The sequence below is a fragment of the Pseudomonas sp. PvP028 genome, from assembly GCF_017832255.1.
GTDB classification, from domain to species: domain Bacteria; phylum Pseudomonadota; class Gammaproteobacteria; order Pseudomonadales; family Pseudomonadaceae; genus Aquipseudomonas; species Aquipseudomonas syringae.
This window is the reverse complement of sequence record NZ_JAFIBL010000001.1, coordinates 5,574,665-5,587,723: the sequence shown is the minus strand read 5'-3', so window position 1 is coordinate 5,587,723 and position 13,059 is coordinate 5,574,665. Positions and strand designations below refer to the sequence as shown.

Annotated in this window: 10 protein-coding genes and 2 tRNA genes; 8 read left to right on the top strand and 4 right to left on the bottom strand. The window is 58.7% G+C overall.

The features are described 5' to 3' along the window. Positions 1-75 precede the first annotated feature (75 nt). Together JOE34_RS23750 and JOE34_RS23745 are read left to right on the top strand one after the other, a co-directional pair. Positions 76-306, top strand: coding sequence for a DUF4160 domain-containing protein (locus JOE34_RS23750; RefSeq protein WP_074952281.1), 231 nt, complete (start codon positions 76-78; stop codon positions 304-306). Beyond that, positions 303-791, top strand: a complete 489-nt coding sequence (locus JOE34_RS23745) for a DUF2442 domain-containing protein (RefSeq protein ID WP_032658565.1) — start codon at positions 303-305, stop codon at positions 789-791. The genes JOE34_RS23750 and JOE34_RS23745 overlap by 4 nt, the downstream gene beginning before the upstream one ends. Here the strand turns inward: JOE34_RS23745 and JOE34_RS23740 are convergent. After that, complete coding sequence (locus JOE34_RS23740) at positions 788-1,855, bottom strand: DUF748 domain-containing protein (RefSeq protein ID WP_024683812.1); 1,068 nt, start codon at positions 1,853-1,855, stop codon at positions 788-790. The two genes, JOE34_RS23745 and JOE34_RS23740, sit on opposite strands and share 4 nt — an antisense overlap. Positions 1,856-1,981: 126 nt before the next feature. On the opposite strand from JOE34_RS23740, the gene cysK reads away from it, so the two are divergent. Further along, complete coding sequence (gene cysK, locus JOE34_RS23735; RefSeq protein ID WP_209996731.1) at positions 1,982-2,956, top strand: cysteine synthase A; 975 nt, start codon at positions 1,982-1,984, stop codon at positions 2,954-2,956. Between the two features lie 175 nt (positions 2,957-3,131). After that, a complete protein-coding gene (locus tag JOE34_RS23730; RefSeq protein WP_003317423.1) occupies positions 3,132-4,070 on the top strand; it encodes an aspartyl/asparaginyl beta-hydroxylase domain-containing protein in 939 nt (312 codons plus the stop codon). 66 nt (positions 4,071-4,136) lie between these two features. Here the strand turns inward: JOE34_RS23730 and JOE34_RS23725 are convergent, their stop codons facing one another. Continuing rightward, entirely contained in the window at positions 4,137-7,613 is a 3,477-nt protein-coding gene (locus JOE34_RS23725; RefSeq protein ID WP_032658544.1) for a PAS domain-containing hybrid sensor histidine kinase/response regulator, read from the bottom strand. 242 nt (positions 7,614-7,855) lie between these two features. Here JOE34_RS23725 and JOE34_RS23720 point away from each other — a divergent pair, with 242 nt between their 5' ends. Then, positions 7,856-9,730: an MFS transporter gene (locus JOE34_RS23720; RefSeq protein ID WP_003415632.1), complete on the top strand. Its 1,875-nt coding sequence runs from the start codon at positions 7,856-7,858 to the stop codon at positions 9,728-9,730. Between the two features lie 217 nt (positions 9,731-9,947). Here the strand turns inward: JOE34_RS23720 and JOE34_RS23715 are convergent, their stop codons facing one another. Next, a complete protein-coding gene (locus tag JOE34_RS23715; protein WP_003345603.1) occupies positions 9,948-10,895 on the bottom strand; it encodes a bile acid:sodium symporter family protein in 948 nt (315 codons plus the stop codon). A 96-nt stretch (positions 10,896-10,991) separates the two neighbouring features. After that, positions 10,992-11,912, bottom strand: coding sequence for a recombination-associated protein RdgC (gene rdgC / locus JOE34_RS23710; protein ID WP_003317427.1), 921 nt, complete (start codon positions 11,910-11,912; stop codon positions 10,992-10,994). Between the two features lie 171 nt (positions 11,913-12,083). On the opposite strand from rdgC, the gene JOE34_RS23705 reads away from it, so the two are divergent. The 3 genes from JOE34_RS23705 (at position 12,084) to JOE34_RS23695 (ending at position 13,027) form a co-directional block, all read left to right on the top strand. After that, positions 12,084-12,159, top strand: a tRNA-Val gene (locus tag JOE34_RS23705). Between the two features lie 21 nt (positions 12,160-12,180). Next, positions 12,181-12,257 (top strand) — tRNA-Asp (locus JOE34_RS23700). A gap of 374 nt (positions 12,258-12,631) precedes the next feature. Beyond that, on the top strand, positions 12,632-13,027 hold the full coding sequence (locus tag JOE34_RS23695) for a hypothetical protein (protein WP_209996729.1): 396 nt from the start codon (positions 12,632-12,634) through the stop codon (positions 13,025-13,027). Positions 13,028-13,059 lie beyond the last annotated feature (32 nt).

Here is a 13,059-nt window from a genome sequence, read left to right as displayed (position 1 = left end):
GCGCGTCACGCTGTGACCGGGTGTAAATTGTAACGCTGCTTCTGGTATGGCTAATTTGGCGATACCATGCGTGCCATGTCGACCAAATACAGATTCAGGGATAAATACAGGATTCAGCTGAGAGAAAAAGACCACCTGCCGCCGCATGTTCACCTGACCGGTGGAGGGCTGGACGTGCTGATTTGCCTTGAGCTTGTAGAGCCCATGCGCGGAACCGCACCGGCTGTTGTGTTAAGGGAAGCTCTTGAATGGATACGAACTCACCGTAACGAACTGATGGAGGAATGGAAACGATGGCATCCATGAAACGCCCACGGCTCAAGGAGGTTCAGGCCCAGTCCGGATATCGACTAGCCTTGACGTTCATCGACGATCAGCAATTCGTGCTCGACATGAGCGCGGATGTGCAGACTTTTCCTGGGTTACGGCCTTTGATCGCTGCCGATGCCTTTGCCCAGGCCCAGGTGGGCGATGATGGCTGGACGGTTGAATGGCCGGAGCCGGATATCCAGATCGGTGCCGATACCTTGTACCTTGACGCTCAGGCTCAAGCGGCCACCGATGAAAACACGCGTATTTTCATCGGGTGGCGGGCCCGCACGGGTTTGCCCCTGGCTCAGGCCGCAATAGCATTGGGTGTGAGCCCGCGCAGCATCACCCGCTACAGCAACTCCCGCGAGCCGACACCACGCACCCTGGCGCTGGCTTGCCTGGGCTGGGATGCTTTGCAGCAACAGGCACAGGCCGCCGAAGAGCGGGGCGTCTACGGCAAAGACAAAAAAGCACGCTAGGAACCCTTGCTGCTCTCATAGCGCGCATTGAATGCCTGCACGAAAGCATTGCGCAGGATCTGCAGAAACGCCTGGAAGCCGCTGATGTCCTGCTGATGGACACTGCCGCTGAGGTCGACGCGTGTGGCGAACTGGTTTTCCCGCTGGTTTTTCAATACGGTTTCGCTGGTGCCGACCAGCGCTTCCCAGATAGATCGGAAAACACCCTTGTCCTTGTTTTCCACATCCTGATGCCAGTTGAACACGTCCACGTTGCGCAGCAGCGGTTTTATGTAGCCCTTGAGCTGGCCTTTATCGGCCTGCGCTTCAATCACCACGTCGCCATCGCCAGCGTTGAAATCGAACTTGCCGTAGGCCGACGAGAAATCGTTGAGTTTCTTGAGCTGGATGCCGGTGGCGCGCAGTTTGAAGTCGAAGTCTTCAAAGTTGCTGAACGGGTCGAATCTGGCTGAGCTTTCCAGATCGGCGTGGCCCAGCAGACGCGCCTTGCCCTTGAACTCGGCATCGCGATTGCCTTCCACGTCGACCACGTTGGTCAGGTTGTAGATGCTGGCATTGACCTGGTCCGCCTCGATTTTTACCTTGGGCTTGGAGTTGAAGTTATTGAACGTGATACGTCCGTTGTCGATGCGCAATTCGTTGAGGGTGATAGGCAGCAGCTTGTTCATCTGGGTACGCCAGTCAGTGCCCTGACCGGTCTGCGAGTCCTGCTTGCTGCCGCCGTCCACGAAGTTGATTTGCGGATCGGTGAACAGGGCTTTCGCGACCACCGCATGGTCATACCAGAGTGAATGCCAGCTGACTGCCAGTTCGATCATCGGTGCATCGAAGAAGGGCACCGGGACCTTGCCGTCGGTCTTGACGATCTTCAGCCCCTTGATCCGGTACGCGCCTCGCCACAGTGCCAGGTCCACATCGGTAATCTCGCCTCGGTAATCACCCATGTCGGCCAGTTTGTCGTTCAGATAGTCACGCACCAGATAGGGCAAGGCGATATTGACAGCGACCAGCAGGACTATCAGAGCGGCCAGGGTCCATAGCGGCCAGCTGTAGCGACGTTTCATGACATGAGTCTCCTGTTTCAATGATGGATTGACTGCTCGCGCCGTCATCCGTTCGGTCAGACTGGACGCCCCACAGTTGGCGGCATAGGCTTTGGGTCTTTAACCGATGTGCACAAGGACACCCTCATGAGCCGTATCTACGCTGATAACGCCCATTCCATCGGTAATACGCCGCTGGTGCAGATCAATCGTATCGCGCCACGCGGTGTCACCATTCTGGCCAAGATCGAAGGGCGTAATCCGGGTTATTCCGTCAAATGCCGTATCGGCGCCAACATGATCTGGGACGCCGAAAGCAGCGGCAGGCTCAAGCCGGGCATGACCATCGTCGAGCCAACCTCGGGCAACACCGGCATCGGTCTGGCCTTCGTTGCCGCTGCCCGTGGCTACAAGCTGATGCTCACCATGCCTGCTTCCATGAGCATAGAACGTCGCAAGGTACTCAAGGCCCTGGGCGCAGAACTGGTGCTGACCGAAGCGGCCAAGGGGATGAAAGGTGCGATTGCCAAGGCCGAAGAGCTGCTGGCAGGTAACCCCGAGCACTATTTCATGCCAGCGCAGTTCGAGAACCCGGCCAACCCGGCCATCCATGAAAAAACCACTGGCCCGGAAATCTGGGCAGACACCGACGGTGCCATCGACGTCTTGGTGGCAGGCGTAGGGACTGGCGGGACTATCACCGGTATCTCCCGGTATATCAAGCACACCGAAGGCAAACCGATCCTGTCGGTCGCCGTCGAGCCGGACGGTTCGCCGATCATCACCCAGGCGATGGCCGGTGAAACGATCACCCCCAGCCCGCACAAGATTCAGGGCATCGGCGCCGGCTTCATCCCGAAAAACCTCGACCTGTCGATTGTCGACCGGGTAGAGCGTGTCACCGATGAAGAGTCCAAGGCCATGGCGCGGCGTCTGATGCAGGAGGAGGGCATTCTGTGCGGTATTTCGTGCGGCGCGGCAATGGCAGCCGCCGTCTGTCTGGCTGAAAAGCCAGAGATGCAAGGCAAGACGATCGTTGTGGTCCTGCCAGACTCCGGCGAACGTTACCTGTCGAGCATGCTGTTCAGCGATCTGTTTACCGATCAGGAGCTTTCCCAGTAACACATCTTCGCAAGTGCGCACTTCATGCGGGCAACGCAAGGGTTTATGATGGCCAGCTTACGACTCGCCGGACGATCAGCGCTGTCCGCCCGGCGCTCCAGTCATTATTCAGAATCATGCATCAGCACTGCCCGCGTGACGTTTGGCGTTATCTGTCCGCTTCAAGGAGAGCTTCATGACCCTTTCATTTGTTGCCAAGGCATCGATCCTGATGCTGTTTCTGGGCAGCACGCTGTACGTTCATTTGCGCGGTCGTGCCCGATTGCCCCTGTTGCGGCAGTTCGTCAACCATTCGGCATTGTTCGCACCGTACAACGCACTGATGTATCTGTTTTCCCGCGTGCCGTCCGAGCCGTATCTGGACCGCAGCAAGTTCCCTGAACTGGACATCCTCAAGGACAACTGGGAAACCATTCGCGACGAAGCCATGCACCTGTTCGACGAAGGCTATATTCGTGCGGCGGAGAAAAACAACGACGCCGGTTTTGGCTCGTTCTTCAAGAAGGGCTGGAAGCGCTTTTACCTGAAGTGGTACGACAAGGCCCTGCCGTCTGCCGAGGCGCTGTGCCCGAAAACCGTCGAACTGGTCAACAGCATTCCCAACGTCAAGGGCGCGATGTTCGCGCTGTTGCCGGGTGGCAGTCACCTCAATCCGCACCGCGATCCGTTTGCCGGTTCGCTGCGTTATCACCTGGGCCTGTCGACACCCAACTCCGATGATTGCCGGATCTTCGTCGATGGCAAGGAATACGCATGGCGTGACGGTCAGGACGTCATGTTCGATGAGACCTATGTTCACTGGGTCAAGAACGAGACCGACCAGACCCGTGTGATCCTGTTCTGTGACATTGAGCGTCCACTGACCAACCGCTTCATGACCCGTATGAACCGCAGTGTCAGCGCGTTTCTGGGTCGCGCCACCGCTCCGCAGAATCTCGACGACGAGCGCGTCGGCGGAATCAACCAGGCGTATGCGTTCAGCAAGCGTTTCAGTGATGGCTTCAGTGGCAAGGTCAAGCAGTTCAAGCGCGCCAACCCCAAGGCTTATCGCATATTGCGCCCTGTTCTGGCCGTGGCGGTACTGACGCTGCTGGGCTACTGGTTGTTTGGTTAAGCGACAGTGTTTCCGGTTTTCCCCTGATCCGGTTGTTCGTGGCCTCTGCGAACAATCGGCATTCCGTTACCCGTCCAGACTCACATGCCGGCTCAACAGTGCGCGCAGCGCTGCAGGCTTGACCGGCTTGGGCAGGTAATCGAGCCCCGCCGCGTGCACCTGAGCGATCAACTCCGCACGCCCATCGGCACTGATAAGCACGCCCGGCACCGGTTGACCCAGTCTGGTACGCAGCCAGGCCATGAGTTCAGTACCGGTTTCGCCTTCATCAAGATGGTAATCCACCAGGGCAATCTGCGGCCGGACGCCATTGTTCAGCAGCGCTTCGCATTCCTGTCGATTGCGCGCGGTCCAGACCTGACAGCCCCAGCGTGACAGCAGGCTGTGCATACCGATCAGGATGCTGTCTTCGTTGTCGACACACAGTACCTGCGTACCGTTCAGTGCGGGGCGGCTGACCTCAGGCAGTGTTGCGGGGAGTGCCGCCTGGGGCGCGGCCAGCGGCACCCGTACGCTGAACACGCTGCCTTTGCCGGTCCAGGAGCGTACCTGCAAAGGATGCTCGAGAATGCGGCACAAACCATCGGCAATCGCCAGCCCCAGACCCAGCCCCTTGGCCGCATGAGTCTTGTGGCTGTCGAGGCGTTTGAATTCTTCGAAGATCACCTTGCGCTTGTCTTCGGGAATGCCCGGCCCCCGGTCCCAGACTTCCAGACTCAGGCTCTCACCGTAGCGCCTGACACCCAGCAGAATGGGGCCTTTGGCATAGCGGAACGCGTTGGTCAAAAAGTTCTGCAGCACCCGGCGCAACAGCTTGATATCGCTGTCGACGCGCAGTGAACTGCCCCTCACACGAAAACTCAGGCCCTGCTCCTGAGCCAGCGCCTTGAATTCGGCACCGAGGGTGTCAAACAGCGCGCTGAGCGGAAACGGCTGGCGGTCCGGGGTGATCTTGCCGTTTTCGATGCGGGAAATATCCAGCAGGTCGCTGATCAGGTCTTCGGCAGAGCGCAGCGAGCTGTCCAGGTGCCGAACCAGTTGCTGAGCGTCGCTGGAAATCCCTTCCTGCTGATGTGACAGCGCAGCGGAGAACAGCCGTGCAGCGTTCAACGGCTGCATCAGGTCATGACTCACCGCGGCCAGGAAGCGGGTTTTCGATTCGTTGGCAGCTTCAGCGGTACCCTTGGCTTCGGTCAGCGCCTGGTTGAGCCGGGACAATTCGTGAGTACGTGCGGCTACCCGCTGCTCAAGGCTTTCATTGACGCCTTTGAGGGCGTGCTCGGCGGCGCGGAACTCGGTGATGTCGGTGAAACTCATGACGAAGCCGCCGCCCGGCATCGGGTTGCCAATCAGTTCGATCACCTGGCCATTGGGAAACAACCGCTCCGAGGTGTGAGCGCGGCCCTGGCGCATCCAGTGCAGACGCCGCGCAACGTGAACTTCTGCCTCGCCCGGTCCGCAGAGTCCGCGCTCGGCGTTGTAACGGATGATGTCGGCAATCGGCCGGCCGACGCCAATCAGGCCTTCAGGGTAATTGAACAGCTCAAGGTAGCGACGATTCCAGGCGACTAGACGCAAGGACTGGTCGACCACGCTGATGCCCTGGGTAATGTTTTCGATAGCACCCTGCAGCAGCGCGCGGTTGAACTGCAGTACTTCGGAGGCTTCGTCGGCGATGCGTACGACGTCTTCCAGCTGCATGTCGCGACCTTCGATAGCAGCCTTGACCACCGCGCGGGTCGAAGAGGTGCCGAGCACGCCGGCCAGCAGTCGCTCGGTATGCGCGATCCATTCTCCGTCGGCATTCAGGCTGGGGTTGAAACCCTTGCCCTGTCGTTGGGCGAAGCGGATGAAACTCTGCCGCGCGCGGTCCTCACCGACGAAGCGTGCCGATAGGCTGAGCAGGTCCTCGATCTGTACCGCAAGCAGCGGGCGGCTGAAGTCGCGTCCCTGGGTTTCCTGGCCGATGAAACGACCCGCCTGCCAGTGCTCGGCCACTCGCGTGCGCGACAGCATCGACACCCAGGCGAACAACGTGCAGTTGCCGGCCATCGACAGCACCACGCCCTGGGTCATCGGCGAGATAGGCAGGTCGAACGGGTTGCTGTGCAGCCAGGAGAGCAGTGGGAAAGTGCTCAAAGACCAGCCCATGCCATGCGCCGCCACCGGCAGCACGAGGGTGTAGAACCAAATGAAGATACCGGCCGCCAGGCCTGCAAATACACCACGCCGATTGGCCTGCTTCCAGTACAACGCACCGAACATGGCGGGAGCCAGCTGGGTGATCGCGGCAAAGGCGATCTGGCCGATGGTCGCCAGACTGGCCGTCGACCCGAGCATCCGGTAGCTGACGTAGGCCAGCAGAAGAATCATCACGATGCTGATGCGTCTGACGGAAAGCATCCAGTGACGAAACGCTTCGAACGGCCGTTCGGTGTTTTTGCGTCTTAACAGCCACGGCAGCAGCATGTCGTTGGAAATCATCGTCGACAGCGCTACGCAGGCGACGATCACCATGCCGGTTGCCGCCGATGCTCCGCCAATGAAGGCCAGCAGCGCGAGTGAAGGGTGAGCGTGAGCCAGCGGCAGGCTGATCACGAACGAGTCGGGCAGCATGGAGCCCGGCAGGAGCATTTGTCCGGCCAGTGCAATCGGCACCACGAACAGTGCAGCCAGCGCCAGATAGGCCGGGAACACCCATTTGGCGAGATTCAGGTCTTGAGGCTCAATGTTCTCGACCACCGTCACGTGGAACTGGCGGGGCAGGCAGACAATCGCCATCATCGCCACGCCGGTCTGCACGAACATCGACGGCCAGTTGATCGTGTCTTTCCAGTATTCCTCGAGACGTGGCGCGAGTTTGGCCTGATTGAACAGGTCGTCGAATCCGTCATACAGGCCGAACGTGACGAATACGCCGACCGCCATGAACGCAAACAGCTTGACCAGCGCCTCGAAAGCAATGGCCAGCACCATGCCGCGATGGTGTTCGGTGACATCCAGATTGCGTGCGCCGAAGACGATGGTGAACAGCGCGAGAATCAGCGACACCACCAGCGCGGTGTCCTGCGCGCGGGTGCCGGTGGAGTCAGCCACGGCACCGATCAGGATATTCACCCCCAGCACGATGCCTTTGAGCTGCAACGCGATGTACGGCAGCATGCCGATCAGGCAGATCAGCGCCACCATCACCGCCAGGGACTGGGACTTGCCATAGCGAGCCGCGATGAAGTCGGCTATCGAGGTGATGTTTTCCTGCTTGCTGATCAGCACCATTTTTTGCAGCACCCAGGGTGCCAGTACCATCAGCACGATGGGCCCCAGATAAATCGGCAGAAACGACCACAACTGCTCGGCGGCCTGACCCACTGCGCCGAAAAATGTCCAACTGGTGCAGTACACCGCCAGCGACAGGCTGTAGACCCAGGCACGCATGGTCGGGCGCAGCGACGCGCTGTAGCGGTCGCCGTAGAAGGCGATGGCGAACATGATGGCCATATAGGTAAGAGCAACGGCCGCAATCAGCCCGCTGGACAGCGACATATCAAATTCCACACTGTATCGATAACGCGCAGTCTCGCACGATGGCCGCGCTTCGTCTTTGTCGACCAAGGTCGAGCGTGGCGCGGTGTCGCAGCGGTCCCGGCCAAGCCCGAAGTGATAAAAATAGCGACACAGGTTTTGTAAAAGAAAATGTCCTATCGACATTCGGCGGCGTTACGTCTTCAATGTGCCTCGGATTGGCCGCTGCGTCAGTTCTCCCCAGCCTCTCAGGACCACGGACGATGAGCCAACAGTCACAATTCAGCCTGCTCGGGAAACGCCGTTTCCTGCCGTTTTTCATCACGCAGTCCCTCGGGGCATTCAATGACAACATCTTCAAGCAGTCATTGATCCTTGCCATCCTTTACAAGCTGAGCATCGACGGGGATCGCTCGATCTACGTCAACCTATGCGCCTTGCTGTTCATCCTGCCGTTCTTTCTGTTCTCGGCGCTGGCCGGGCAGTTCGGTGAGAAGTACCCCAAGGACAAGTTGATCCGGATCATCAAGTTCGGCGAGATTGTCATCATGGTGGTCGGCGCCGCAGGCTTTCTGTTCAATCATCTGGAGTTGATGCTGGCCGCGCTGTTCGCCATGGGTACGCATTCGGCGCTGTTCGGGCCGGTCAAGTATTCGATCCTGCCCCAGCACCTGCGCGAGAGCGAACTGGTCGGTGGCAACGCGCTGGTCGAGATGGGCACTTTTCTGGCGATTCTGGCCGGCACCATCAGCGCGGGTGTGATGATGTCTTCTTCGCACTATGCCTGGGTGGTGGCGGCTGCCATCGTGCTGGTCGCCTGCCTGGGGTTCCTGGCCAGCTTCGGTATCCCGCGCGCCGATGCTGCCTCGCCGGAGATGAAGCTCAACTGGAACATCTTTACCCAGTCATGGGCGACCTTGCGCATGGGGCTGGGGCAGACGCCCGCGGTTTCGCGCTCGATTGTCGGTAACTCGTGGTTCTGGTTCGTGGGCGCTATCTACCTGACGCAGATCCCGGCCTATGCCAAGGAATGGATGTACGGCGACGAAACGGTCGTTACGCTGATTCTGGCCGTATTCTCCATCGGCATCGCGCTGGGCTCGTTACTCTGCGAGCGCTTGTCCGGGCATAAGGTCGAGATCGGGCTGGTGCCGTTCGGCTCGATGGGCCTGACGATTTTTGGCCTGCTGCTGTGGTGGCATTCGGGCGGTTTCCCGCAGAACGTGCAGGCCAACGACTGGCTGGCGGTGCTGTCCTCAGGGCAGGGCTGGCTGGTGCTGTTCGATATTCTGGGTATCGGCGTATTCGGTGGCTTTTACATCGTGCCGCTGTACGCCTTGATCCAGTCGCGCACGCCGCTGAAAGAGCGCTCGCGCGTCATCGCCGCCAACAACATTCTCAACGCGCTGTTCATGGTGGTCTCGGCGATTGTCTCGATCCTGCTGCTGAGCGTTGCCAAACTGTCGATTCCGCAGCTGTTTCTGGCCGTGTCGGTGATGAACATCGCGGTCAACATCTACATCTTCAAGATCGTCCCCGAGTTCACCATGCGCTTCATGATCTGGCTGCTTGGCCATTCCATGTACCGCGTCGAACACCGCAATCTGGATCGGATCCCGGACGAAGGCGCGGCGCTGCTGGTCTGCAACCATGTGTCCTTTGTCGATGCATTGCTGATTGCCGGTGCAGTGAGGCGCCCGATCCGCTTTGTCATGTACTACAAGATCTACCAGCTGCCCGTGCTCAACTTCATCTTTCGCACGGCCGGGACCATCCCCATTGCCGGGCGTAACGAAGACATGGACATCTACGAGAAATCGTTCAAGCGCATCGCCCAGTACCTCGCGGAAGGCGAACTGGTGTGCATCTTCCCGGAAGGCAAACTGACCACCGACGGCGAAATCAATGGCTTCAAGAACGGCATGAGCCGCATCATCCAGGAAACCCCGGTACCGGTCATTCCACTGGCACTGCAAGGCCTGTGGGGCAGCTTCTTCAGCCGCGACCCGAGCAAGACCCTGTTTCGCCGACTCTGGTCTCGCGTCGTGCTGGTGGCCGGTTCGCCCATTGCCGCCGACGTGGCAACCCCCGTGGACGTGCGCGAAGAAGTGAAAGCGCTGAGAGGGAAAGTGCAGTAGCGTTTACGCTGCGTACGACTGACGTGCCAATCACTCGTGTTGGCACGATGGCCAAAGGTGACCTGAGCTGGAACCCCAATCCACCTGATCTCGCAGAACCGCCGTGTGACGCAGAGCGTCACGAACTGCATTCCCACGCGGAGCATGGGAACGATAGTCAACCGTCCAACTTTTTGGGGTCAGTTCACTGGGGCGTGGGGACGACAGTCAACTGGCATCAACGAGCGGACGTATTCTCTTCCTCCGGCATCTTCCTGAAATAGGTCGACAGCAACGCCCCGGAAATATTGTGCCAGACACTGAACAGCGCACTTGGCACCGCCGCCAGCGGCGAGAAATGCGCACTGGCCAGCGCAGCGCCCAGCCCCGAGTTCTGCATACCGACCTCCAGCGCCAGCGACTTGCGTTGTGCTAATGGCAGCTTGAAAACCTTGCCAGTGAAATAACCCAACAGAAAACCGAACGTGTTATGCAGAATCACCACCGCCATGATCAGCAGGCCGGATTCAGCGATTTTCGCCTGACTGGCCGCGACCACAGCACAGACGATCATCACAATACTGACCACCGACACCAGCGGCAGCACGTCTACCGCATAGCTGACCCGCGCGCCCAACAGACGCTGGGCAACCACGCCCAACACAATCGGCAGCATGACCAGTTGCAGGATCGACCAGAACATATCGAGGAAAGACACCGGCAGCCACGCCGAAGCGAGGAACCAGATCAAGGTCGGGGTCAGCAGCGGGGCGAGCAGGGTAGTGACCGCAGCGATCGCCACCGCCAGCGCCAGATCACCCTTTGCCAGCCAGGCCATGACGTTGGATGAAGTGCCGCTCGGACAGCAGCCGACCAGAATCACGCCCACGGCGATCTCCGGCGGCAGTTGAAACACCTGACACAGCAACCAGGCCACACCGGGCATGATCACGAAGTGCGCAATCACACCCAGCGCCACTCGCCACGGGTTACGCGCCACTTCGGAAAAATCGTCGAGTTTCAGGGTCAGGCCCATGCCGAACATGACCAGCCCGAGTAGCGGCACGATCCAGCTCTTAAGGCCAATGAATGCCTGCGGAAAAAGGAACGCCAGAATGGCGAACAACAACACCCAGTAGGCAAACGTGTTGCCGACAAAACGACTCAAGGCTGCCAACGCACGCATGGCCTGTTCCTTCTGGTTGAATAACCGGGATGAAATGAATGCGCCGTCTGACGAGACGGCGCGGTGTTTCGAGCGGCAGTGTTGCAAAAGCGCGTATCAGATGCCTTGCGGAATCTCTTCGCCGCCCAATGCCTCGAACAGCTCCGGCAGAAACTCGCCGAAGGTCAGCATCATCAGCGTGAAGCTGGCGTCCAGTTGCCCCAACGCTTCGTCACCACCGTCCTGTTCGGCCTGATCCTGCAGCAGGTCCTCGAACTTCAGACGCTTCACCACCAGCTTATCGTCCAGCACGAACGACAGCTTGTCCTGCCAGGCCAGCGACAGCTGGGTCACGACCTTGCCTGTGCTCAGGTGCAGCTGGATTTCGTCGCCGGTCAGGTCCTGACGCTTGCAGCGCACGATGCCGCCGTCTTCATGGGTGTCGCGCAGCTCGCACTCGTCCAGCACGAAGAAGTTGTCGGCTGCTTTCTGGGTCTTGACCCAGTCGGTCATGGTCGCACTCGGTGAAACCTTGACCGTCAGCGGACGTACCGGCAGCGAGCCGATGACCTCGCGCAGGGTGGACAACAGGTCCTCGGCGCGTTTCGGGCTGGAGGCATTGACCAGGATCAGGCCCTGTTTCGGCGCGATGGCGGCGAAGGTGGCGGAGCGGCGGATAAAGGCGCGCGGCAGGAAGGCCTGGATGATTTCATCCTTGAGCTGATCGCGTTCCTTCTTGTAGACCTTGCGCATCTGCTCGGCTTCAATCTCGTCGACCTTTTCCTTGAGCGCGTCACGCACGACGCTGCCCGGCAGAATGCGTTCTTCCTTGCGTGCAGCGATCAGCATGAAGTCCTGACTGATGTGTACCAATGGAGCGTCTTCGCCCTTGCCGAAAGGAGCGACGAAACCATAGGTGGCTACCTCCTGGCTGGCGCAGGCGCGCGCCGGCTTGGTCGCCAGTGCTGTCTCCAGCGCTTCGGCATCAAAAGGCACGTCCTGGGTCAGGCGATAGACAAGCAGGTTTTTGAACCACATGAGGTGAATCTCTCTTTCTATACAAAGGCGGGCATTATTCGCTCCTCAGCCGCTGGGGCCAACCCTGTACAGAGCGTTTGTAAGCCTTTGGAAGGATTATAAAAATTATTTAAAAAAGTGCTTGCCAGAGTACAGGTCGCTCCGTAGAATGCGCGCCACACCGAGAGTGAAGGGTGATTAGCTCAGCTGGGAGAGCAGCTGCCTTACAAGCAGCGGGTCGGCGGTTCGATCCCGTCATCACCCACCAAACTCGCTTTTAGTGTTACGCGCAGCGGTAGTTCAGTCGGTTAGAATACCGGCCTGTCACGCCGGGGGTCGCGGGTTCGAGTCCCGTCCGCTGCGCCATATTCCGCTTCAAGGCCCTTGAACTCCTTGAAGCAAACAGAAAGCCCGCCTAGTGCGGGCTTTTTGCTTTCTGTCGTCTGGAAATCCCGCCCCCCTCGTGCAACGTGCAACGTGCAATGCCCCGCTGCAGTTCTATTGAAGTTTTGTAAGAATTATTCTGCGCGGATGTCAGTAACATCCTTAATTGTTGAAGTTTAAACCAGGCCTGTTAGTTAGCCTTGGTGAACGCTTGATTTATTCTCTTTGCTGGTATTAGCTGAATGGGTTGATGGGGTATTCAGTCATCAGAAGTTCTCTTGATGACCCCAAATAATTAATCCAGACCGACCGCAGAATCGAGGCGGTCTGACACTTCAGTGAGTAAAGGGATGACTATGAAAAATCGTTTTAAACTGTTTATAGGCACTACGGCCTTGATCCTGTCTGCGAGCGCGCTGGCCAAGCCAGTGCTGCACACCGCGACCATCGACCAGCACGGTAATGTTGTTGCTCAGTCGTCCCCTTGGATCAAGTCTGTAAGTTACAGCAGCCAGAAAGACTACTTCGCAACCTATAAAGTGTTCTTCAAGGAAGGACAGTTTAAGAACTCTCCAGGTTTCTGCTCGGTGTCTTCCATTGATACCAGTGATCATGAACGGCTGTTCTATGGGCACGCCAAGTTGGGCGGCGCGGCAAATACGGAGCAGGTCAATGTATTGGGGCTTATGGTCGGTAAACGGGGGGCCTCGGGTGATTCCTCGATGAGTTTCCAGTTAGCCTGCAGCAATTGATTCAATGAACCCCGCCTGGTGCGGGGTTTTTA

What these genes read in the sequence shown, in the direction of transcription:
- rdgC (WP_003317427.1), bottom strand. Translation starts at nt 11,912, where the DNA reads ATGTGGTTCAAAAACCTGCTTGTCTATCGCCTGACCCAGGACGTGCCT.
- JOE34_RS23715 (WP_003345603.1), bottom strand. Translation starts at nt 10,895, where the DNA reads ATGCGTGCGTTGGCAGCCTTGAGTCGTTTTGTCGGCAACACGTTTGCC.
- JOE34_RS23720 (WP_003415632.1), top strand. Translation starts at nt 7,856, where the DNA reads ATGAGCCAACAGTCACAATTCAGCCTGCTCGGGAAACGCCGTTTCCTG.
- JOE34_RS23750 (WP_074952281.1), top strand. Translation starts at nt 76, where the DNA reads ATGTCGACCAAATACAGATTCAGGGATAAATACAGGATTCAGCTGAGA.
- cysK (WP_209996731.1), top strand. Translation starts at nt 1,982, where the DNA reads ATGAGCCGTATCTACGCTGATAACGCCCATTCCATCGGTAATACGCCG.
- JOE34_RS23740 (WP_024683812.1), bottom strand. Translation starts at nt 1,855, where the DNA reads ATGAAACGTCGCTACAGCTGGCCGCTATGGACCCTGGCCGCTCTGATA.
- JOE34_RS23695 (WP_209996729.1), top strand. Translation starts at nt 12,632, where the DNA reads ATGAAAAATCGTTTTAAACTGTTTATAGGCACTACGGCCTTGATCCTG.
- JOE34_RS23725 (WP_032658544.1), bottom strand. Translation starts at nt 7,613, where the DNA reads ATGTCGCTGTCCAGCGGGCTGATTGCGGCCGTTGCTCTTACCTATATG.
- JOE34_RS23745 (WP_032658565.1), top strand. Translation starts at nt 303, where the DNA reads ATGAAACGCCCACGGCTCAAGGAGGTTCAGGCCCAGTCCGGATATCGA.
- JOE34_RS23730 (WP_003317423.1), top strand. Translation starts at nt 3,132, where the DNA reads ATGACCCTTTCATTTGTTGCCAAGGCATCGATCCTGATGCTGTTTCTG.